This is a genomic window from Pseudarthrobacter arbutini (assembly GCF_054510915.1).
The window spans coordinates 47,642-68,258 of sequence record NZ_JBTNDQ010000002.1; the positions used below are offsets into that span (position 1 = coordinate 47,642).

The 20,617-nt window shown below is 64.8% G+C and carries 19 protein-coding genes; 4 read left to right on the forward strand and 15 right to left on the reverse strand.

All coding sequences use genetic code 11. The features are described from left to right. Positions 1-84: 84 nt before the first annotated feature. From ACX80V_RS02290 to ACX80V_RS02305, 4 genes are all read left to right on the forward strand, one after another. Positions 85-972 (forward strand): methyltransferase domain-containing protein, encoded by an 888-nt coding sequence (locus tag ACX80V_RS02290; protein WP_485841792.1) that lies wholly within the window; start codon positions 85-87, stop codon positions 970-972. A 102-nt stretch (positions 973-1,074) separates the two neighbouring features. After that, positions 1,075-1,539 carry an NfeD family protein gene (locus ACX80V_RS02295; RefSeq protein ID WP_058933099.1) on the forward strand — a complete coding sequence of 155 codons (465 nt, stop codon included), beginning with the start codon at positions 1,075-1,077 and terminating at the stop codon, positions 1,537-1,539. A 32-nt stretch (positions 1,540-1,571) separates the two neighbouring features. Next, a complete protein-coding gene (locus ACX80V_RS02300; protein ID WP_058932460.1) occupies positions 1,572-2,522 on the forward strand; it encodes an SPFH domain-containing protein in 951 nt (316 codons plus the stop codon). 248 nt (positions 2,523-2,770) lie between these two features. Next, positions 2,771-3,118, forward strand: a complete 348-nt coding sequence (locus ACX80V_RS02305; protein ID WP_003802221.1) for an RNA polymerase-binding protein RbpA — start codon at positions 2,771-2,773, stop codon at positions 3,116-3,118. A gap of 139 nt (positions 3,119-3,257) precedes the next feature. Here the strand turns inward: ACX80V_RS02305 and ACX80V_RS02310 are convergent, their stop codons facing one another. From ACX80V_RS02310 to arc, 15 genes are all read right to left on the reverse strand, one after another. Beyond that, on the reverse strand, positions 3,258-4,001 hold the full coding sequence (locus ACX80V_RS02310) for a polyprenol monophosphomannose synthase (protein WP_104061495.1): 744 nt from the start codon (positions 3,999-4,001) through the stop codon (positions 3,258-3,260). Positions 4,002-4,118: 117 nt separating this feature from the next. Further along, the gene (locus ACX80V_RS02315; protein WP_485841793.1) at positions 4,119-5,774 is read right to left on the reverse strand and encodes an amidohydrolase; all 1,656 of its coding nucleotides are present in this window, start codon (positions 5,772-5,774) and stop codon (positions 4,119-4,121) included. Positions 5,775-5,837: 63 nt separating this feature from the next. Further along, on the reverse strand, positions 5,838-8,747 hold the full coding sequence (locus ACX80V_RS02320) for a DEAD/DEAH box helicase (RefSeq protein ID WP_485841794.1): 2,910 nt from the start codon (positions 8,745-8,747) through the stop codon (positions 5,838-5,840). 24 nt (positions 8,748-8,771) lie between these two features. Continuing rightward, a complete protein-coding gene (gene tatC, locus ACX80V_RS02325) occupies positions 8,772-9,566 on the reverse strand; it encodes a twin-arginine translocase subunit TatC (protein ID WP_485842045.1) in 795 nt (264 codons plus the stop codon). A 48-nt stretch (positions 9,567-9,614) separates the two neighbouring features. Beyond that, positions 9,615-9,890: a Sec-independent protein translocase subunit TatA gene (tatA, locus tag ACX80V_RS02330; RefSeq protein WP_248760564.1), complete on the reverse strand. Its 276-nt coding sequence runs from the start codon at positions 9,888-9,890 to the stop codon at positions 9,615-9,617. Positions 9,891-9,922: 32 nt separating this feature from the next. After that, on the reverse strand, positions 9,923-10,276 hold the full coding sequence (locus tag ACX80V_RS02335) for a hypothetical protein (protein WP_485841795.1): 354 nt from the start codon (positions 10,274-10,276) through the stop codon (positions 9,923-9,925). Between the two features lie 10 nt (positions 10,277-10,286). Next, positions 10,287-12,272, reverse strand: a complete 1,986-nt coding sequence (locus ACX80V_RS02340; protein WP_485841796.1) for a helix-turn-helix transcriptional regulator — start codon at positions 12,270-12,272, stop codon at positions 10,287-10,289. A 106-nt stretch (positions 12,273-12,378) separates the two neighbouring features. After that, complete coding sequence (locus tag ACX80V_RS02345) at positions 12,379-12,774, reverse strand: FKBP-type peptidyl-prolyl cis-trans isomerase (protein WP_485841797.1); 396 nt, start codon at positions 12,772-12,774, stop codon at positions 12,379-12,381. Between the two features lie 41 nt (positions 12,775-12,815). Continuing rightward, a complete protein-coding gene (locus ACX80V_RS02350) occupies positions 12,816-13,757 on the reverse strand; it encodes an FKBP-type peptidyl-prolyl cis-trans isomerase (RefSeq protein ID WP_485841798.1) in 942 nt (313 codons plus the stop codon). A 110-nt stretch (positions 13,758-13,867) separates the two neighbouring features. Continuing rightward, on the reverse strand, positions 13,868-15,232 hold the full coding sequence (gene pafA, locus ACX80V_RS02355) for a Pup--protein ligase (protein ID WP_056339994.1): 1,365 nt from the start codon (positions 15,230-15,232) through the stop codon (positions 13,868-13,870). A gap of 1 nt (position 15,233) precedes the next feature. Further along, entirely contained in the window at positions 15,234-15,965 is a 732-nt protein-coding gene (gene prcA, locus ACX80V_RS02360; protein ID WP_485841799.1) for a proteasome subunit alpha, read from the reverse strand. Between the two features lies 1 nt (position 15,966). Further along, positions 15,967-16,785 carry a proteasome subunit beta gene (gene prcB, locus ACX80V_RS02365; protein WP_254748310.1) on the reverse strand — a complete coding sequence of 273 codons (819 nt, stop codon included), beginning with the start codon at positions 16,783-16,785 and terminating at the stop codon, positions 15,967-15,969. Positions 16,786-16,866: 81 nt separating this feature from the next. Then, positions 16,867-17,070: a ubiquitin-like protein Pup gene (locus ACX80V_RS02370; RefSeq protein WP_056339984.1), complete on the reverse strand. Its 204-nt coding sequence runs from the start codon at positions 17,068-17,070 to the stop codon at positions 16,867-16,869. 86 nt (positions 17,071-17,156) lie between these two features. Beyond that, entirely contained in the window at positions 17,157-18,830 is a 1,674-nt protein-coding gene (gene dop / locus ACX80V_RS02375; RefSeq protein WP_058932470.1) for a depupylase/deamidase Dop, read from the reverse strand. Next, positions 18,827-20,578 carry a proteasome ATPase gene (gene arc, locus ACX80V_RS02380; RefSeq protein ID WP_485841800.1) on the reverse strand — a complete coding sequence of 584 codons (1,752 nt, stop codon included), beginning with the start codon at positions 20,576-20,578 and terminating at the stop codon, positions 18,827-18,829. Before arc ends, dop begins: the two co-directional genes overlap by 4 nt. Positions 20,579-20,617: the final 39 nt, after the last annotated feature.

The following is a 20,617-nucleotide window of genomic DNA, read 5'->3' on the forward strand; positions in this document are numbered from 1 at the left end:
TGCGGCTTTCCCCCAAGCGAACATGCGGCCGGAACACTCGCGCGGGCTCCGCGCCGGCCCGCTCCCCGCCCTAAGATGGTCCGTATGCCATCAAGCCCTCGCCCTCCGCTGCGCTGCCCCGTGTGCGGCGCCGCACTGAATGTCCGGGGCGGGCCGGGTAACGCGGCCCGCAAGGCCTTGGTCTGCGGATCCGGGCACGGCTTCGACGCGGCGAAGCAGGGCTACTTCAACCTGCTGGTGGGCAAGGGGACAGTCTTTGAAGCCGACACTGCAGAGATGGTGGCGGCCCGGTTCGCTTTCCTCGACGGCGGACATTACCGCCCCCTGGCAGACGCCGTCGCGGCCGCCGTCGTGCCCGGTATAACCCCGGGCGAACCATTCACAGTCCTCGATTCGGGTACTGGGACCGGCCACTATCTCAGGGTGGTGCTGGATGAGGTGCAGCGGCGCACCGCCAGCTGCGCCGCCGTCGCGCTCGACATCTCCAAGTTCGCGCTCCGCCGCGCCGCGCGCCTCAACCCCGAGGCCGTCAGCCTTGCCTGCGATGTGTGGCAGCCGCTCCCTGTGGCCGACGCCGCCGTCGACGCCATCACGGTGATCTTCGCCCCCCGCAACGCCGCCGAATTCGCCCGGGTCCTCCGCCCCGGCGGAAGGCTGGTGGTGGTGACGCCGCGCGCCGGACACCTGGCCGCCGTTGCCGCCCAGGCGGGGATGCTGTCCATTGAGGACGACAAGGACGCGCGGCTGGCAGATTCCCTCTCGCCGCACTTCGCCGCCGAGTCCACCCGGGATCTGGATATCCTGATGATGCTAACGCCCAGCGAGCTAGCTGACCTGGCCTTCATGGGTCCGGCCGGGCACCACCTGGACCGCACGGCCATTGCGGCCAAAATCGGGAACGGCGGGGTGTCGACCCAGGTGGAGGCACGATTCCGGATCACGGTCTTCCGTCCGGCACGGTCCGCACCGTAACGACTTGGCCACGTTCAACCGCTGCCCTTCACGCAACCTGCCGTCCTGCTTTCCGGCGGACTAGGATAAATAGACAGCTACCGAATGGTCAAGGGGGACGGAATGTTTGAATGGCTCGGCGAAAACTGGTGGGCCCTGTGGCTCACCGCCTTCCTCGCGTTCGCAGTGATCGAAATGATCACCCTTGACCTGTTCTTCATCATGCTCGGCGGCGGAACAGTTGCCGCGCTCGTCGCAGATTTTGCCGGCGCTGACCTGTGGCTGCAGATTGTGGTGTTCTGCGTCGTCTCCCTGCTGATGATCGCCTTTGTCCGCCCGGTGGCACTAAGCCATCTGAAAAAGGGACCCGCCGACCAGCGCACCAACATTGACCGGCTCATCGGCGAGCAGGCCCTGGTGATGGAAGCGGTCAGCTCCACCGGCGGCCTCGTCAAGATCGGGGGCGATGTCTGGAGCGCCCGGTCCTCCGGTGGCGTCCTGCCTGCCGGCCAGAAGGCAGTGGTCTCCGCCATCGACGGGGCCACGGCTGTTGTTTCCGCCCAGCCGGAGCAGGCCACTCAGTCCTAAGTACAGCCTAACAATTGGGGAATAGGAGTCGTATGGATAACGCAGGAGGAGCCGCCCTGGCCATTGTGCTGGTGGTCCTGATCGTGTTCGTGATCATTGTCTTGGTCCGCTCGGTGCGGATTATCCCGCAGGCGAGGGCCGGGGTCGTTGAACGGCTCGGCAAGTACCAGCGGACCCTTAACCCGGGACTCACCATCCTGATCCCGTTTGTGGACCGGCTCCTGCCGCTCCTGGACCTGAGGGAGCAGGTGGTGTCCTTTCCACCGCAGCCGGTCATCACCGAAGACAACCTGGTAGTGTCCATCGACACTGTGGTGTACTTCCAGGTCACTGATCCGCGCGCAGCCACCTATGAGATTGCCAATTACATCCAGGCCGTGGAGCAGCTCACCACTACCACCCTGCGTAACGTTGTGGGCGGCCTGAACCTGGAAGAGGCGCTCACATCCCGCGACCAGATCAACGGCCAGTTGCGCGGTGTCTTGGACGAGGCAACCGGCCGCTGGGGCATCCGGGTCTCGCGCGTGGAGCTGAAGGCCATTGACCCGCCCCACTCGATCCAGGACTCGATGGAGAAGCAGATGCGGGCCGAGCGAGACCGCCGCGCTGCCATCCTCACGGCCGAAGGCACCAAGCAGTCCGCCATCCTCACGGCCGAGGGCCAGCGGCAAGCGTCGATCCTTGCGGCTGAGGGCGACGCCAAGGCGGCCATCCTCCGCGCAGACGGTGAGGCACAGGCCATCCAGAAGGTCTTTGACGCCATCCACAAGGGCAACCCCGACCAGAAGCTCCTGGCCTACCAGTACCTTCAGACGCTTCCGAAAATCGCAGAGGGATCATCAAACAAGCTGTGGATCGTTCCCAGCGAAATTGGCGAGGCACTCAAGGGCATCGGCCAGGCGCTCGGCGGCACCAATCCTGGTCCGACCGCGGGCGGCGGCGGGCTGTTCGACGAGGAACCCGCTAAACAGCCTGGGTCCTGACACGGATTTGCCTCATACGGGGCGGGAGGGGATTCGCGCTTGGTCGCGGGTCCCCTCCCGTTTTGCGGCTGGGCCCCACGCCGGTATAATTGAGTATTTGTCCGGTCGGACCAGATCCGCTGGAACAAGAAAGCTTCGCAATGCGTTGAATCTTATGATGCAGCACAGTGCACACAGTAGTCCGGGGCGGTTATGCCGTTCCGGCTTGCGTGGAGTCCTGCTCCGCGAACCGACCAGAGGGAGAAAACATGAGCGATCGCAGCCTGCGGGGTATGCGCCTTGGCGCGCAGAGCATGGAGACCGAGTCCGGCGTTGAGCCGGCTCCGCGCCAGCGCGTCGAATACCGGTGCGAGGACGGCGAGCAGGTCTTCGTGACGTTCTCTTCAGAGGCTGAAATTCCTCCTGTGTGGGTTTCCAAGACCGGCAAGGAAGCGCTCCTCGTTGATGGCGAACGTCCGGACACCAGCAACGAAAAGGCTGTCCGTACGCACTGGGACATGCTTCTCGAGCGCCGTTCCCTTCCGGAGCTGGAGCAGATCCTCGAGGACCGGCTGACCATCCTGCGCGAACGCCGTGGCGAACGGCGCAGCGCCTGACCCCAGCGGCGGTCACGGCCTCCCACCGAGGTCATAGCGTCACCGATTGACGCGATCTGAACGATTAAGAAAGGGCCGGGCCGGCAACGTGATCACGTTGCCGGCCCGGCCCTTATCTTTGTCTTAACGGCGTTGCAGGTCAGCCCTGTGCCGGATCCTTCTTGCCTGTGAGCTTGTTCCAGCGTGCCTGCAGGCCCCACCTGGTGACGTTGACCATAGCCTCAACAACAATGTTGCCGCTCATCTTTGACGCTCCGAGCTCGCGCTCCACGAACGTAATGGGGCGTTCCTCGATCCTGAGGCCCAGCTTGGCTACACGCCACGCCAAGTCAACCTGGAAGCCGTAGCCCACTGAATCGACAAGGTCGAGGTTCAGTTTTTCCAGCGTGGTCCGCCGGAAGGCGCGGTAGCCGCCGGTGACGTCCTTGATCTTCAGGCCCAGCATCAGCCGGGCGTACGTGCTGCCAGTACGTGAAATCGCCTGCCGGTACAGCGGCCAGTTGACCACGCTGCCACCGGGAACCCAGCGGGATCCCATGGCAAGGTCCGCGCCCTGTTCAACGGCTTCCAGCAGCTGGGGAAGCTGTTCGGGCTGGTGTGAGCCGTCCGCATCCATTTCCACCAGGACGTCGTAGCCTGCCTCGAGTCCCCATTTGAACCCGGCAATGTAGGCGGCTCCCAGGCCTGCCTTGCCTTTGCGGTGCAGGACGTGAACCTGTGCATCCTCGGCGGCAAAGCCGTCCGCAAGCTGACCGGTGCCGTCCGGGCTGTTGTCATCCACCACCAGTACGTCCGAGGCCGGTACGGCTGCGCGGAGGCGTTGAAGAGTCTTGGGCAGCGATTCCAGCTCGTTGTAAGTAGGAATGATGGTGAGGACGCGCACAAAGGGCCTTCCTGGACGGGAGCGGTCGGAGCGGCTGAACCGTCGCGGAGTAGCTGGCGGTCAGGCGCAACTACCTATTATAGGGCGCTTTATGGGGGCGTTGGCCGGTGTGTCCGGTCAAGAGCGCAGTGCCGGACTCGAATGCAGCTCCACGCCGTCCTTCACGGTCTGCAGGCACACCGGGTCCACGCCGGTATCAAGTGCCGGGAGAAGGGGCGTGCGGGCACGCGGATCCGTGCTCCAGGACTGGACGCGGCCGTCCGCCACCTGGACCATGAGCTCCTCAGCATCCCAAACAGCGAAACTGGCTGGTGCGCCGGGAACCAGTTGCCCGGCCATCGGGTTGTGGTGCTTTGCTGCCCGCCACCCCGCGCGGGTGTGGCCGAGGAACGCTGCGCGGGCCGAGATCCGTTCAGCGTGGTTGTGGTGTTCCAGGCAGGCACGCACGCTGGACCACGGGCGCAGTGGTGTCACCGGGCTGTCGCTGCCGAAGCAGATAGGAACACCGGCAGCATAGAACGAGGCAAACGGGTTCATGGAGCGGCTCCGGCTCCCCAGGCGCTGCTCATACATGCCGCCTTCGTTCCCCCAGTCAGCGTCGAACCGTGGCTGGGCGCTGACTGTGACGGAGTAGCGGGCCAGCTGTTGCACTGATTTGGGGTCTGCGACTTCCACATGTTCGAAGCGGTGGCCGGCGGCACGGATCCGTTGTTCGCCCACTTCGGCGGCCGCGAGTTCCAGTGCCTCCAGCGCGGCATCAAGTCCCGCGTCGCCGATGACGTGGAAGCCGCCCTGGATGCCCAGCAGCGAGCAGGCCGCCAGGTGGGCGCCGGCCTGCTCTGCCGAGAGGTAGAGGCTGCCCCGCTCCCCCGCCGCGTCGCTGTAGCCGGCCCTCAGTGCCGCTGTCCTGGAGCCGAGGGAACCGTCAATGTTCAGGTCGCCTGCCAGGCCGCGCACGGATACGCCCAGTTCGTCCAGCAGCGCCCGGGCCTGCTCCTCGGAGGTGGCCAGTTCGCCCCAGTACGGCAGGATTTCCGGCATGGCCTCTCCGGCCGCCGTGTTCCACGCGGCGGCAAGGCGAAGGTCGGAAACTCCGCCGATATGCGGCGCGGCCATCTCCGCCAGTGCCACATAGCCGTTTTCGGCCGCTTCGGTCAGGGCGCGCCGCTGGTAGGCCCGGAGGCTGGCCTCCGGGAGCCGCCGTGCTTCCTGGCGGGCCGCTGTATGGGCGGCCCGCTTCACTTGTGAACCCGCGCTGTAGCCGTCCAGTCCGCCAAGCCCGGCGGCGGCAGCCAAGGAGGAAGAGACCAACGCCGAATGCGCATCAACCCTGGCCAGGAACACCGGCCTGCCGCCGGCCGCCTGCTCAAGCTCCTCGGCCGCCGGCAGGGCCGGGTCCTCCCACGTGGATTCATCCCAGCCATGACCCAGCAGGGGGCCGTCGCCTTTGGCTGCGGCCACGGCATCGAGCAATTGCCGGGCGGAACGGATCCCGCCCAGCTGGAGGGAACCCAGTGCGATGCCGGTTTCCGTGAGGTGGACGTGGGAGTCAACAAACCCCGGCGCTACGAGGGCGCCATGGAGGTCGATGATCTCCATGGAACTGTCGGCGATGGAGGATGCCGCCTGCTCGGAGCCGACCCAGGCCACGGTGTCGCCGTCAACCAGCATGGCGGTGGCAAAGGGGTCTGCTGCTGTGTAGACCGAGCCGTTGCGGTACAGGACCACCTTCCGCTCGTCCGGCGCGGGCGTGGTGGAACGTTCAGTGGTCATGCGGGCGAAGCTCCTGGGGCTAGGGGGAAGAAGGCAGGCTGTCGGTGCATCGGAGCCGGGACATCAAAGTACGGAAGAGTAGGCCACGACGCCGCGGCGGATGAGTGATATTGCTTCTGCGCAAAGCCTGGAGACGCGCGGATCCAGGCCGGGAATCTTGGCGAGCTGGTCCAGGAGGTCGATGACCTGTTTGACCCAGCGGACGAAGTCGCCTGCCGCCAGGTCCGTGCCGTTGAGCACTTCCTGGAGGTGCCGTCCCTTGGCCCATTTGTACATCGGCCAGACAAGACCGAGTTCGGGTTCGGCAGTCAGCGGAAGTTTGTTCGCTTCTTCCACGTCCTCCAGGGCCGACCATTCCCGGATCACCACATCCACGGACGATTCAAGCGAGACGCTCGGCATCCGGGGGCGGAGGCCCCTGTCCTCGCGTTTGGCCTGGTAGACCAGGACGCTGGCCAGGGCCGCTACTTCGACGGCGTCCAGGTCGTTGAGTGCGCCCAGCCGCAGTGCTTGCGAAATCAGCAGGTCCTTCTCGCCGTAGATCCGGCGGAGCCGCTGGCCGTCCGGGCTGATGGCCAGGCGCCCGTCAGCTCCTGCTTCCAGGTAGCCGTAGGCGGAAAGGACGTCGCAGACGCGATCGAAGGTCTTGGCAATGGTGTTGGTCCGGCCCTGGATCTGCCGGACGAGGGCATCCGTCTCCCGGCGCAGCTTCCACCAACGCTCAGACCAACGGGCGTGGTCTTCACGCTCGCTGCAGCCGTGGCAGGGGTGGGCCCGGAGCGCCCGGCGAAGCTCCGTGATGCGTTTCTCCTGATGGGGCAAACCGGACCCCATGCCAAAATCGGTGCTGCGGCCGGGGGCAGGCGGGCGGTTCTCGCGCAGCGCATTCCTGGCCGACGATGCGAGGTCACGCCGGGATTTCGGGACCTTTGCGTTGAACGACTTCGGAATCCGGATCCGTGTCAGGGGCGCGATGGGGCCCTCAAGGTCCTCGGTGCTGATTCGCCTGAGCTGGTTGTCGAGCGTCAGGATGGCAGGTCGCGGCTCCCTGCCGCTGTGGTCCGAGCTGAGCACAATCGCCGGTCCGGGCGCCCGCCCGCCCGGGACGTCCACCACGTCGCCGGGCATCAGCCGCGCCAGGGAGTCTTCATTCAGCGACTTATGAGCCCGGGACTTGCTGCGGGAGGTGACATTCTCGGCGTCGGACAGTTCACGGCGCAACCGGGCATACTCGGTGAAGTCTCCGAGGTGGCAGGTCATGGATTTTGCGTATCCCACGAGGGACTCTTCGCGGCTGCGCACCTGCTTGGCAAGTCCGACAACGGACCGGTCAGCCTGGAACTGCGCGAAGGAGGATTCAAGGATTTCCCGCGCACGGGCGCGGCCAAACTGCGCCAACAGGTTGATGCTCATGTTGTAGGTCGGCCGGAAGCTTGAGTTCAGCGGATACGTACGCCGCGAGGCGAGGCCGGCAACAGCAGCAGGGTCCGTGCCCGGCTGCCACAGGACAACGGCATGTCCTTCGATGTCGATGCCGCGGCGGCCCGCGCGGCCGGTCAGCTGCGTGTACTCCCCCGCGGTGATGTCCACATGGGCTTCGCCATTGAACTTGTCGAGCTTTTCCAGGACCACGGATCGGGCTGGCATGTTGACGCCCAGGGCCAGCGTTTCGGTGGCGAACACAGCCTTGACCAGGCCCTCGACGAATAGCTTCTCCACTACTTCCTTGAACGTGGGAAGCATGCCGGCATGGTGGGACGCGAAACCACGCAGCAGGCCATCGCGCCACGTCCAGAAGCCGAGGACGTCCAGGTCCTCTGACGGGATGTCCTGCCCGGCCTCATCAACGCGCTGCGCAATGATCTGCTGCTCCTTCTCCGTGGTCAGCCAGAGTCCGGACGAGACACATTGGGCAACGGCGGCATCGCAGCCTGCCCGCGAGAAGATAAACGTGATGGCGGGCAGCAGGTCCTGCCGGTCCAGGCTGGCAATTACTTGGGGCCGGCTGGCCTTCCGGACGGCGCCGGGCTGGGCTCCCTGCCGGGGGCGGTCCTCGGTCCGTTGCCGGTGCTGCCGGCGCTGGCTTCGTCCGCCGTGGCCAAAGCGTCCGGCGAAACTTTGCTGGCCTTCGCTGCGGGCCATCTTGAGCAGGTCCGGATTGACCTCGAACCCCGGCCCGTCCGCGTCTTTGGTGGCCGCGGTGAGCCGCTCCTGGACCGGTAGTGGAGCTCCGGTCTCCGCATCCGCGGGCGGGGCGATTTCGTCGAAGGTGGTTTCTCCGGCGAACAGGTCCACGATGTCCCGGCCCACCATAACGTGCTGCCACAGGGGAACCGGGCGGTGCTCGGAGACAATGATGTCGGTGTCGCCGCGCACGGTATCCAGCCAGGCACCGAATTCTTCTGCGTTGGAAACTGTGGCGCTGAGGGAAGCTACCTGGACTTCGCTGGGGAGGTGGATGATGACTTCCTCCCAGACGGCACCACGGAAGCGGTCCGCGAGGTAGTGGACTTCGTCCATGACCACAAAGCCGAGGTCATCCAGGGTGTCCGAGTCCGCGTAGAGCATGTTCCGGAGGACTTCCGTGGTCATGACCACCACGGGGGCGTCGCCATTGATGCTGGTGTCGCCGGTCAGTAGACCGACGTTTTCCGCCCCGTACTTTTCGGAGAGTTCCGTGAATTTTTGGTTGCTCAGAGCCTTGATCGGGGTGGTGTAGAAGGCCTTGAGGTTTCGTTCCAAAGCGAGATAGATGGCAAATTCGCCCACGATGGTTTTACCGGCACCAGTGGGGGCAGCCACCAGCACTCCCTTGCCCTCCTGGAGGGACCGGCAGGCGAGGCGCTGGAATTCGTCAAGTTCAAAATCAAGGGTGCGGACAAACCCGCCGAGGTAGGTGCCCGCTTCGGCCGTGCGTTCCGCGCTGGCCCGGTAGCTGTCAGAGGGCGAGAGTGGCCCGGAAATAGAGGACATGCCTCAAGCCTAGTGCGCCGCGCGCTACAGGTTCTTCAGTTCGCTGCCGGGCGTCGCGATGTCGGCTGTCGCGTCCGTCTCAGCAGCTTGTTTCGCCACGCGCTTGTCGCGGCGCTTGTCGTTGAAGATACACAGCCCGATCGCCGCGAAGAACAGAATTAGCAGCGGCGCAGCCAGCAGGAACATGGACAGCGCGTCCGTGCCTGGTGCTGCCAGTGCAGCCAGGACAAAGACCAGGAAGACGATAATCCGCCAGGCTTTGAGGATGGTCCGGCCCCTGACCACACCGGCCATGTTGATGCCGACCAGGATCACCGGGACCAGGAAAGAGATCCCGAGGATAAGCAACATCTGCGTGGCAAACGTCAGGTAGTCGGTGGCCGAAATGTTGTTGGCGCCGGTGGCGGGTGTGAACTGTAGCAGCGCCCTGACCACGGTGGGGAACACCAGCCAGGCCACAAACACACCCGCCAGGAACAGGGGCACAGCGGCCGCCATAAAGCCGAGCGTGTAGCCGCGTTCCTTCTTGGTCAGACCCGGGGTGATAAAAGCCCACACCTGATAGATCCAGACAGGGCTGGAGATAACCAGCCCTATCTGGATGGCAATCTGGATCTTGAAGGCAAAAGGATCTGCGATGGTCGCGAAGTTCAGGACCGCGGTGCGCCCCGTATCCCGGGCAATGGAAATCAGCGGGTCCGACAGGCTGGCCACGACTGGGTCGTAAAGGAACCAGCCGCCCACGCCGGCAAGCAGCACAGCAATCGCCGATTTAATCAGCCGGTTCTTGAGCTCCTTGAGGTGGTCCCAAAGAGCCATCCGCCCCTCAGGGTTGGACTTACGGCCCCGCGTCAGTGCCACTTCGGGTTAGGCGCGGGTCGACGGCGGAACGTCAGTGCCGTCGGTCGGCTCACCGGGCTTCGCCGGGGGGTGGTTAACGACCTTGCCTTCCACCGGGCCGGAAGCTGTGTCGGTGGAGTCGGTTTTGCCGTCGTTCTTCATCTCCTTGACCTCGGACTTGATGATCCGCATGGACTGGCCAAGGCTGCGGGCCATGGCAGGGAGTTTGGGCGCGGCGAAAAGCAGCAGCGCAACGACGATGATAATGACAATTGGCCACGGGCCATCAAAGAGTCTTCCCACGGGAAATCCTTTCCTCTAACAACATCCTACGTCTAACTGAGATTGAGATCGCGAAGCGACTGGGGCTGGCCCCGGTCGTGCTTACGCTGGACGCGCCTCTGGCGGCGGCCCTCCCGGCGGGATGACTTGGATGCGTCGTAATCATGACGCATCTGGGCCGGTGAGGCAAAAACAGCCGCGCCGGGCCGAGCCGAGCCTGGCTGCTGCGGGCCGTCATCGACGGTGGCCGCTGCCGGCGCCAAGTGCGCCACTTTGGCTCCGGCGGCGCCCAGGTCCTTCATTACCGCCATGAACTGGCGGTACAGCCGGATGCCCAGGAGGACATAGAAGAGCAGGGAGAGCGCAATAAGCGCAATCCAGATCAGGATCCAGGACCACCAAGGCATGCTGACGAGTCTAGCCGCCGTACCGGGCCAGGGCCGCCTCGATCCAGTCCAGCGCCGCCGCTCCAAGCTCGGAAGGTTCGAGGATCCTGGCGGCCCCGCCGTGCTGGGCCACGAACATGGGTAGCCAGGCAGTGCTGCCGAACCGGATCTCGGCCACAAGGCCGCCGTCGGGAAGGGGTGCCACACGTTCGGCGTAATAATCGTCCGCCAAGCCGGCGCCCTGCCTGGTGAGCTGTACGAGGACCGTGGTGTCGTCGTCGTTGGGCGTGAACAGCTTGGCCGGAAAGCTTTCCCCGGCCCGGACGTGCGTGGAGGCGGGATTTCCGTTCGGGTGGACCTCCTGCACCCGGTCCAGCCTGAAGTTCCGCAGCCCCTGGGCCGAATGGCAGTAGGCCTCGAAGTACCAGGTGTTGTCCAGGGAATACAGGCGGAGCGGATCCACGTCCCGTTCGGAGACTTGGTCGCGCTGGGCGGAGAAGTACACGAGCCGCAGCTGCAACCGCTCCTGGATTGCACCACGGACAACGTCAAGGACGGCCGAATCCGAGGGTCCCACCTCCGGACCGGCAAGCGAACCGGCCCGCAGCCCTTCTTCGCCGGCCGCTGCCATCAGCTTGAGGGTCACCGACTCCAGGGCACCTCCTTCGGCAAGTTCGGGAAGCCCATTGAGCGTCTCGAGCCCGGTCAGCAGCGCGCAGGCCTCGTCCACAGTGAACCGGACCGGCCTCGTGAGATCCAGGTCCTGGGTGATATAAACGTGGCCTTCCTCCCAATGGATGTCCAGGAGGTCGTCTGGGTATCCCTCGGGAAGTCCGGAGCAGATGAGGATCCGCAGGTCGCTTTCCAGCTCCGCGGGCGTGACACCGAAGCGGGCTGCGACGTCCTGGATATGCAGGCCCTGGTTGTGGACCAGGAACGGCACCAGCTGCAGCATGCGCTTGAGCTGGTCCTCAGAAGTGCGTTTGCGGACGGCGCGGCCCCGCGGTGCGTCCGCAAACAGAAAGGCAGGGCTGGGAGCAGCGCAGAAGGCGGCCGCGTTGCGTAGCCGGTGACGCACGGCTGCCACCAGCTCGTCGGGAGCATGTGCCACAGCGTCCGGGCCATAGGATGCGAGCTCTTCGGCCAGCACCTCAGCGTCCCTGAAGTTGACCTGCAGCCGTTCGTAGCCGGCGTCGGGCGTCCCCGCACTCCCGGCGGCAACCGGCGTGGCGCGCCGGCGCAAGCCAAGGAGTCGGCCCTCCCGGACGTCCACGACGGCGGTCCGGAGCGGGAGCTCCGGAAGCCGGTCCAGTTCTGCGCGGACATTGAAGTTCGGTGGCGCCGGGTAGGTTTCCTTCTCCAGCACCGTGACGGGGCCCGTGAACCGGGAGAGCCGGAAGTGGCGCGGTGCCTTGCGCGAGCGGTCGTAGCCGGTCAGATACCACTGGCCGAAGCGGCTGCCGAGGCCCCACGGCTCCACCGTCCGTTGCTCTTCCTTGCCGGTGGTGCCTGCCAGGTAGGCAAAGCTGACGGGGTGCTGGGCGTGCATGGCGGCCACCACATCATCAAAGGCCTGGCCCGCCGGCCGGATCCGCGGCTGAACACCAACCGGAAGTTCGACGTCGGACACGGTACCGGAGGCCTGGAGCTTGCGGAGGGCGCTGGCAGCGGCGGTTCCCAGGGCGGCACGCTCCCACAACTGGGACGCCAGGAGGAGGACGGTCCACTCCCCCGGGCTGAGCTGGACATCAGGCAGGCGGTTCGATTCCTTGCCGATGCGGTAGCGGGTGGTGGCCGGATCATCTTCGCTCCAGCCGAGGTCCGTGACGGTTTCCACATCGAAGCCGAACTGCCGGAGGTCATTCTTGTCCCGCTCAAACATCCTGCCGAAGGCCACGTCGTTGCCGGACGTGTCATGGTAGACCTTCGCCCGCAACTCTGCCCGGCGCAGGCCGTATTTGGTGTTCAGCAGGGCTATCAGGAGGTTCAGCAGGCGTTCAGTACGGGAGACGGACACGCTGGCTACGTTACTAAACTCCTCCGCGGAAAGCAGAAAGCGCGGCAACCAACAGGAAAACAAAACCCTGATTGTTACCGCGCCTTCCGGCGTTACGATGCTTCGGTCAGCGGACGCCCACGAGGTCCACCACGAAGATCAGCGCTTCGTTGGGGCCGATGGCTCCGCCGGCCCCGCGGGAGCCGTACGCCAGTTCGGAAGGAATCTCCAGGCGGCGGCGGCCGCCCACCTTCATGCCCAGCAAGCCCTGGTCCCAGCCCTGGATGACCTGGCCCACGCCCACACGGAAGTCCAGCGGGGCGCCGCGGCCCCAGGAAGCGTCGAACTCTTCGCCGGTGGACCAGGCCACACCGACGTAGTGGGTGGAGACAGTGTCGCCCTTTTTGGCCTCGGCACCTTCACCCTCGATGAGGTCGGTGATAACCAGTTCGGTGGGGACATCGCCTTGCGGGAAGTCAATTTCCGGCTTCTGGCGGTCGAAATCGCGCTGACCAAATGACATGGTTGCTCCTTTGATTATTTGGGTGGGTGATGTGTTGCTGTTTACTTGACGCCGAGGATGTCCACAACGAAGACAAGGTCACCCTTGGCTTCGCCCTGGCCGGCATCACCGTACGCGAGGTCCTTGGGGACCACCAGGAGGACCCTGGAGCCCACCGTCTTTCCCGCCAGTCCCTGGGTCCAGCCCGGAATGACGCCGGTCAACGGGAAGCTGGCCGGCTCGCCGCGGTCAAAGCTTGAATCAAATTTAGTGCCGCCCACGAGGTTCACGCCAACATAGTTGACGGTCAACGTGTCGGTTTCCTTAACCTCCGCGCCGGTGCCCTTGATCAGGTCCTGCGACACAAGTGCTGTGGGCGCTGCGATTCCGTCAACGGAGATCTCCGGCACGCCCTGGTCGTTCTCCTTCACGGTCGGCAGGCCGGCCGGCGGGGTGACAGTCTCGCCTTCGGGCTTTGCGAGCGGAGCGACGGTCTGCGGTGCGTCCTTGGTGGAGAGCACCTTGATCAGGAGAAGCTGCGTTGGCTGGGCGGGGGCGCCTTCAGCGGTTGCGGCCTGGCCCGGGATGGCCAGGGCAAGGCTCGAGCCGACCTTGGAGCCAACAAACGCGCTGTAGATAACCGGGCTTCCGGTCTTCAGTTCCTCGTTCAGCTGCAGGGGTTCGGGCTCGCCGGGGAAAGTGTCCTCCAGCGTGGATCCGTCCGCACCGCTGAGTGCGAGGATGGAGATGTTTGCGATCTGGTTCTCTTTGACCCGGTCACCGCCACCTTCGGCGACCACCTTGATGGTGGGTTCGGTGACTTCGAGGGGCTTGGAGAACTCGACACCGGGAGCCTTCTTGTCCCCGTTGTCCGTCAGTTTCAGGGAGTCGAACTTGGCAGTGTCACCGGCAGACTGGCTGGTGGGTTCCGGTGCTGCGGGCGAACCGCCACAAGCGGTAAGCAGCAGCAGGCCGGGGATCAGGATTGCTAGGAGTCGGCGCACGTAAGAGAACTTTCGTCGGGGCAGGGTGGACGCGGAACCGGAATCAGGCGCCCGGCACCGCTGCAAGGCCAAGGAACGGCCCCATCAAGGATAGCCCGTGAACCTGAACGTCAGCCCATAGAGCCCAGCAGGGCATCCACCCTCTCATCGACGCTTCGGAAGGGATCCTTGCACAGGATGGTCTGGTGCGCGCGGTCGTTCAGCTTCAGGTGCACCCAATCAACCGTGTAATCCCTGCCCAGTTCCTGGGCGCGCCGGACGAAATCGCCCCTCAGCTTGGCCCGCGTGGATTGCGGCGGCACATCCACGGCGTCTTTGATCACGGTATCGTCCACAACCCGCCGAACCGCACCCCGGGACTGAAGGATGTAGTACAGCCCGCGGCTCCGCGAAATGTCATGGTAGGTAAGATCCAGCTGGGCAATCCTGGGCGCGTCCAGGCCCAGGCCGTGCCGCTGCCGGTAGTTGTCCATCAGTTTTTTCTTGATGGCCCAGTCGATTTCCGTGTCGATGGTGCTGGTGTCACCGCTCTCGATGGCGTTCAGGGTCCGTTGCCAAAGATCAAGGATGAACGGTACGTGGGGATTGTGGGCCCCTTGCTCCTGAACAAAGGCCGTGACCTTGGTGAGGTACTCCTGCTGGATCTCCAGAGCCGTGAGCTGGCGGCCGTTGGCCAGACGGACCAGCGCCCTTCCACTGAGGTCGTGGGAAATCTCGCGGATGCTGCGGATGGGGTTTTCCATCCTCATGTCGCGCATGATCACTCCCGCCTCAATCATGCGCAGGATGAGGTCCACGGTGCCGACCTTGAGCAGGGCTGTGGTTTCGGACATGTTGGAGTCGCCCACAATGACATGGAGCCGGCGGAAGAATTCGGCGTCGGCGTGCGGTTCATCGCGGGTGTTGATGATGGGCCGTGACCGGGTGGTTGCCGAGGAGACGCCCTCCCAGATGTGGTCTGCCCGCTGAGAAAACGCGTACGTGGCCCCGTGCGGAGTCTTCAGGATTTTCCCTGCGCCGGCGATCAGCTGGCGGGTCACCAGGAAGGGAATCAGGATCTCCGCGAGCCGGGAAAATTCGCCGCGGCGCGGGATGAGGTAATTTTCATGGCTGCCGTAGGAGTTGCCGGCCGAATCGGTGTTGTTCTTGAACAGGTAGACCGTGCCGTTGAATCCTTCCGCGGCCAGCCTTGCCTGTGCCTCGTCAACGAGGTCGTCGAGAATCAGCTCACCCGCGCGGTCGTGCGCAATGAGCTGGGCCAGGTCATCACATTCGGCCGTGGCGTACTCAGGGTGTGAGCCGACGTCGAGGTACAACCGGGAGCCGTTTGTCAGGAACACGTTGGATGACCGTCCCCAGCTGACCACCTTGCGGAACAGGTACCGGGCCACTTCTTCCGGGGCCAACGGCCTCGAATCGGGGCTCGAATACGAGATTCCGAACTCGGTCTCGATACCGAAGATTCTCTTGTCCATCTCAGTCCTCCTCAGCAAGCAGCGCCGTGATATCAGAATCGTTGAGCCGCCGGAAGGCTCTGCGGAAACCCCGGGAGGTCTCCGACTGCCGGTCCAGCACGGCAACCTCCACGGCCTTGGCGGGAAGGGTTCCTCCCGCTTCGCCCTGTTCAGCGGTCGGGTCTGGGCCGCTGGTCAGGCCGCGGGTAGCCAGGCGGACAGCGCCTGCGAAACGCAGCGACGGTCGCCAGCCCTCGGCGATGACCGCCGAGACACGCTCCGCCTGGCCGCCCATCACGATGAAACCGTGCTCGTCGGCGATGGACCCGTCGAAGGTGAGCCGGTAGAGGTGGTCCAGTTCCGGCGTGGGGCCAACCTCGGCGACGGCCAGTTCCACTTCGAAGGGTTTCTGTTCCGCGGTGAAGACGGCACCGAGGCTCTGCGCGTAGACACTCGCGAGCCCGCGTGCAGTGACGTCCTCGCGGTCGTAGGAGTAACCACGGACATCCGCATACCGCACTCCGGCCTGGCGCAGGCTTTCGAATTCGTTGTACTTGCCGACGGCAGCAAACGCGATTTTGTCGTAGATCTCGCCGATCTTATGCAGTGAGGGTGAGGGGTTCTCAGCGACCAGGGCAATACCGTCCTGGCAGCTGATGACCACTACGGACCTGCCGCGGGCGATGCCCTTCCGTGCGAAGTCCGCACGGTCCTTCATCAGTTGTTCAGGCGAGACATAGAACTGCTGCGTCATCTTAGGCCTCCCGCCGTTCGGCGGACCTGGCTTCGATAATCCTGCCCGCCACAGCGGCGAGCTCGGATTCGGGGATCCGCCGCGCGCCATCCCTGTTCACGGTATACACCACCGGCCACAATTGGCGGACGGGATCTGGACCACCCGTGGCGGAGTCGTCGTCGGCCGCGTCGTAAAGGGACTCGACCGCCACGGAGACCGCCTCGGCTTCGGCCAGGTTGGGGCGCCAGAGCTTCTTCAGCGCGCCGCGGGCAAAAACGGAACCGGAGCCGACCGTATGATGCTCGCGTTCCTCGTACCTGCCGCCGGTGACGTCGTAGGAGAAGAGCCGGCCCACGCCGGCAGTTGTGTCGAAGCCGGCGAATAGCGGCACGACGGCGAGTCCCTGCAGGGCCATCGGCAGGTTCCCGCGGATCATGGCCCCCAGCCGGTTGGCTTTGCCGTCGAGGCTCAGCAGCGTGCCCTCGATCTTTTCGTAGTGCTCCAGCTCCACCTGGAACAGCCGCGTCAGGTCAATCGCAATGCCGGCCGTGCCGGCGATTCCCAGCACCGAATACCTGTCAGCCGGAAACACCTTTTCGATGTGCCGGCTGGCAATGACGTTTCCCATGGTGGCCCGCCGGTCACCGGCCATCAGGACGCCGCCGCCATAACTCATCGCCACGATCGTGGTGGCATGGGGTACCTGCAGCGGAGTCGCCGCCGCTGCAGCAGGCATGGCACGGTTGTACGGAAGCAGGTCCGGCCGGTCGCGCTGCAGATGCTCGGTGAATGAGGATGTCGCGTTGCCGGCTACCTGGTTGGCGGTTGTTTCCTGCACTGATGCACTCCTTGTACGTGGTCCTTCAACGTCGGTACAGATTCCGGCCGGACGCGGCTTCCGCCACCCATCCGGACCGGGTTACTGGCCGCCCTTTTGGACGAAGGCGCGGACGAACTCCTCGGCGTTGGACTCCAGGACGCCGTCGATTTCATCCAGAAGGTCGTCGACGCCCTGGGTAGCGGCCGATGCCTGGGCTTCCGGGGCTGCCGGAGGCGCCTCCGGGATCTCGTCCTCGACCTGGCTGTCGTGTGATTGTGGCTTCTGCTGCTCCTGGCCTGCCATGGTGATCTCTCCTCTAAAAAATCCTCGGATCCGGACGGATCTGCTGATACGCCAATATTGCCACGCTGTCCGCCCGACGGCGCGGTTTACGCCGCAGGCGGAGCGGTGTTATGCCCCAAAAGTTCGGCGAGGAACGGACCTGCCGTCCGGTGGCGGGCAAAGAGCCCTCCCGTGAGGGCCTTGGTACCGCGCAGGGGCTCCCGGGTCGGCACGCGCTGAAGCCGGCCGTAGCCCGGCACATCGAAGATGACCGAGTCCCAGCTGGCCCCCACGACGTCCTTGCCGAAGCTGCTGATGCAGCGTCCGCGGAAGAAGGCACGCGTGTCCGACGGCGGTTCGGTCATCGCTGCGGCGATGGCTCCGTCGTCGACGATCCGCTGCATGCGGTTCCGTGCCAGGAACCGGTAGTACAGTCCCTTCTCCGGCCTGATGTCTGCCCACTGCAGGTCCACGAGGCCGAGCCTCGCGTCACCCCAGGCAAGGTTGTCGCGGTTCCGGTAACCCTCGAGGAGGGAGAGCTTGGCCAACCACTCCACCGAGGTGGCCGCCGCGTTCCTGTCGGAATCGAGCTGGGTCAGCGTGGCAGCCCAGCGCTCCAGCACCTGATGCGTATGGCCGTCCCCGTCCACGGCATCGGCAACGCCGGTGTCTTGCGCCAGCTTGGCCGCCGCCTCGTGGTAGATCCATTGCAGGTCCAGGGCCGTCACGCGGCGCCCGTCCAGCAGCCTGAGTTTGGCTGTCAGCGACGTATCGTGGCTGACTGCCTGGAGGGCTGCGACGGGTTCGTGGACCTCCACCCTGGGCGCCAGCCCGGCCTCGATCAGGCTCAGGACCATGGCGGTGGTGCCGAACTTGAGGTAGTTCGAGGATTGGCTCAGGTTGGCGTCCCCGATGATCACATGCAGGCGCCGGTATTTGTCGGCGGTGGCGTGCGGCTCATCCCGGGTGTTGATGATGGGACGCCGTATGGTGGTTTCCAGGCCCACCTCCGCCTCGAAGAAGTCTGCGCGCTGGCTGATCTGGTACCCGGGCGTGGAGCTGTCCTGCCCCAGGCCCACCCGCCCGGCGCCGCAGATGATCTGCCGCGTGACGAAGAACGGCGTCAGCCCCCGCACGATGTCCCCGAAGGGTACCGAGCGTGGCATGAGGTAGTTCTCATGGGAGCCGTAGGAGACAGATTTGTTGTCCGTATTGTTTTTGTACAGGTTGACCGGAGGGAGCTCGGGATCCGCGGCCAGGCGGCGGACTGCCGCCAGCGCGACGAGGTCCCCGGCTGCATCCCAGATCACCGCATCGCGGGGGTTGGTCACCTCGGCACTTGAGTACTCCGGGTGGGCATGATCAACGTACAGGCGCGCTCCGTTGCCCAGGACCATGTTCATCAGGAGACTGCCGGACTCGTCCTCACCGTCCAGTTCCAATTCCTCGCGGCCGTAGGCAAGCGCCACCGCTTCGGCGTCGAGTACCGGCGGCTGGTCTGTCAGCTGGCTGGGGTGGGCCGAGGCCCTTTCCAGGGTCCAGCCACGGGCGTCGTGGAGGGGCTCCTCGTCCGTGTAATCCCACCGGGTCTCTGCCCCTCCGGCTGCCCGTTGCCGCGTCACCTGGGCGTAGGCCTGGACAACGCGGGCGGACATCATGGTGGCGTTTGCGCCGGGCGCGGACGGGGCGTGGATGCCGTATTCCGTTTCCGCCCCCATGACGCGCATGGCCCCGCCGGCCGGGAGCCCTCCCCCGCCGGCGCGTTCCGGGGCTGCCGTCACAGGTACTGTCCTGTGTTCGGCATCGTTTCGATGGACTTGCCGGGCTCCTGGCCTGCCTTACCCTGCACGATGGTGCGGATGTAGGTGATCCGTTCGCCCTTCTTACCTGAGATCCGGGCCCAGTCGTCCGGGTTGGTGGTGTTGGGCATGTCCTCGTGCTCGCGGAATTCATCCACTACGGCACGCAGCAGGTGCTCGATCCGAAGACCTTTTTGGTGCAGTGTCAGGAGATCCTTGATGGCGTACTTCTTGGCCCGGTCCACAACGTTCTGGACTACGGCGCCTGAATTGAAGTCCTTGAAGTAGAGCATTTCCGTATCGCCGTTGGCGTAGGTGACTTCCAGGTACTCGTTGGACTTCTCCGTGGAGTACATGGCTTCAACCGTCCGCTGGACCATGGCGTCCACTGTCGCCTGGACGTCGCCGTTGTGTTCGGCGAGGTCGGACTCGTGGAACGGCAGGTCCGTGGTGATGTATTTGTTGAAGATATCGGCCGCGGCCTCTGCGTCGGGGCGCTGGATTTTGACTTTCACGTCCAGGCGGCCGGGGCGGAGGATCGCGGGGTCGATCATGTCCTCGCGGTTGGATGCACCGATAACAATGACGTTGTCCAGCCGCTCCACGCCGTCGATCTCACTCAGCAGCTGCGGGACGATGGTGGTCTCGACGTCGGACGAGATCCCGGTTCCACGCGTCCGGAACAGCGAATCCATTTCGTCAAAGAAAACCACCACGGGGCTGCCGTCAGAGGCCTTCTCGCGGGCTCGGGAGAAAATCAGGCGGATGTGGCGCTCTGTCTCGCCCACGTACTTGTCCAGAAGCTCCGGACCCTTGATGTTGAGGAAATAGCTCTTCAGGTCCACATTGCCGGACCGTTCCGCGGCGCGGGCGGCGAGGGAGTTGGCAACAGCCTTCGCAATCAGGGTCTTGCCGCACCCTGGCGGACCGTACAACAGAATGCCCTTCGGGGCTTTCAGCCCATGCTCGCGGTAGAGGTCCGGGTGCAGGAACGGCAGTTCCACTGCGTCCCGGATCTGCTCGATCTGCGGACCAAGGCCGCCGATGTCCTCGTACGTGATGTCGGGGACTTCTTCGAGGACCAGGTTCTCCACTTCGGAGCGGGGCACTTTTTCGAGGGCGTAACCGGTGCGCGAGTCGATGGACAGTGCGTCCCCCACCCTGAGCTTTTCGGTGAGCAGGGCTCCGGAGAGCCTGATGACACGCTCCTCGTCCGCCCGCCCCACCACCAGTGCGCGGTCCGTTCCGAGCATTTCCTTGAGGGTGGCGAGTTCACCGGCGCGTTCATAGCCGAGGCCGGCAACAACCAGCAGTGCCTCGTTGAGGAGGACCTCCTGGCCGACCGCCAGCTGGCTGATGTTGACCAGGGGGCTGATGCCCACCCGCATCTTCCGGCCGGCGTTGAAAATGTCCACCGATTCCTCGGTGGCAGCCTGGCCGCTGTTGCCCGCTGACGGCAGCCGCCTGGGATTGAGCTGCAGGACGGTGCCGAAGCTGTACGGGGGCTGGCCCTCCTGGTCCAGGGCATTTTTCAGCCGCAGAATCTCGGCCTTGGCCGCTTCCAGCATGCTGACCAGCTTCGCGTTGTTCTGCGTGGCGGACGCAAGCTGGCGGTCAATGTGCCTGAGCTTGTCGCGGAGGACATTGGCCTGCCGCTCCGCAGCCGTCAGTTCGTTGGCGGCCGACTGCTCCGCCGGTGTACGTCCGGAGTCCTGATTCGGCGTCTCCATGGTGCATCAGCCCCTTCCTGCTCTTCTTCTTAAGACCTT

Excerpts from the sequence above, each read along its gene's own strand:
- ACX80V_RS02370 (WP_056339984.1), bottom strand. The coding sequence starts at position 17,070 with ATGGCAGGCCAGGAGCAGCAGAAGCCACAATCACACGACAGCCAGGTC.
- ACX80V_RS02290 (WP_485841792.1), top strand. The coding sequence starts at position 85 with ATGCCATCAAGCCCTCGCCCTCCGCTGCGCTGCCCCGTGTGCGGCGCC.
- ACX80V_RS02335 (WP_485841795.1), bottom strand. The coding sequence starts at position 10,276 with ATGCCTTGGTGGTCCTGGATCCTGATCTGGATTGCGCTTATTGCGCTC.
- ACX80V_RS02295 (WP_058933099.1), top strand. The coding sequence starts at position 1,075 with ATGTTTGAATGGCTCGGCGAAAACTGGTGGGCCCTGTGGCTCACCGCC.
- ACX80V_RS02305 (WP_003802221.1), top strand. The coding sequence starts at position 2,771 with ATGAGCGATCGCAGCCTGCGGGGTATGCGCCTTGGCGCGCAGAGCATG.
- ACX80V_RS02300 (WP_058932460.1), top strand. The coding sequence starts at position 1,572 with ATGGATAACGCAGGAGGAGCCGCCCTGGCCATTGTGCTGGTGGTCCTG.
- ACX80V_RS02320 (WP_485841794.1), bottom strand. The coding sequence starts at position 8,747 with ATGTCCTCTATTTCCGGGCCACTCTCGCCCTCTGACAGCTACCGGGCC.
- tatC (WP_485842045.1), bottom strand. The coding sequence starts at position 9,566 with ATGGCTCTTTGGGACCACCTCAAGGAGCTCAAGAACCGGCTGATTAAA.
- prcA (WP_485841799.1), bottom strand. The coding sequence starts at position 15,965 with ATGACGCAGCAGTTCTATGTCTCGCCTGAACAACTGATGAAGGACCGT.
- ACX80V_RS02345 (WP_485841797.1), bottom strand. The coding sequence starts at position 12,774 with ATGTCATTTGGTCAGCGCGATTTCGACCGCCAGAAGCCGGAAATTGAC.
- arc (WP_485841800.1), bottom strand. The coding sequence starts at position 20,578 with ATGGAGACGCCGAATCAGGACTCCGGACGTACACCGGCGGAGCAGTCG.
- ACX80V_RS02315 (WP_485841793.1), bottom strand. The coding sequence starts at position 5,774 with ATGACCACTGAACGTTCCACCACGCCCGCGCCGGACGAGCGGAAGGTG.
- pafA (WP_056339994.1), bottom strand. The coding sequence starts at position 15,232 with ATGGACAAGAGAATCTTCGGTATCGAGACCGAGTTCGGAATCTCGTAT.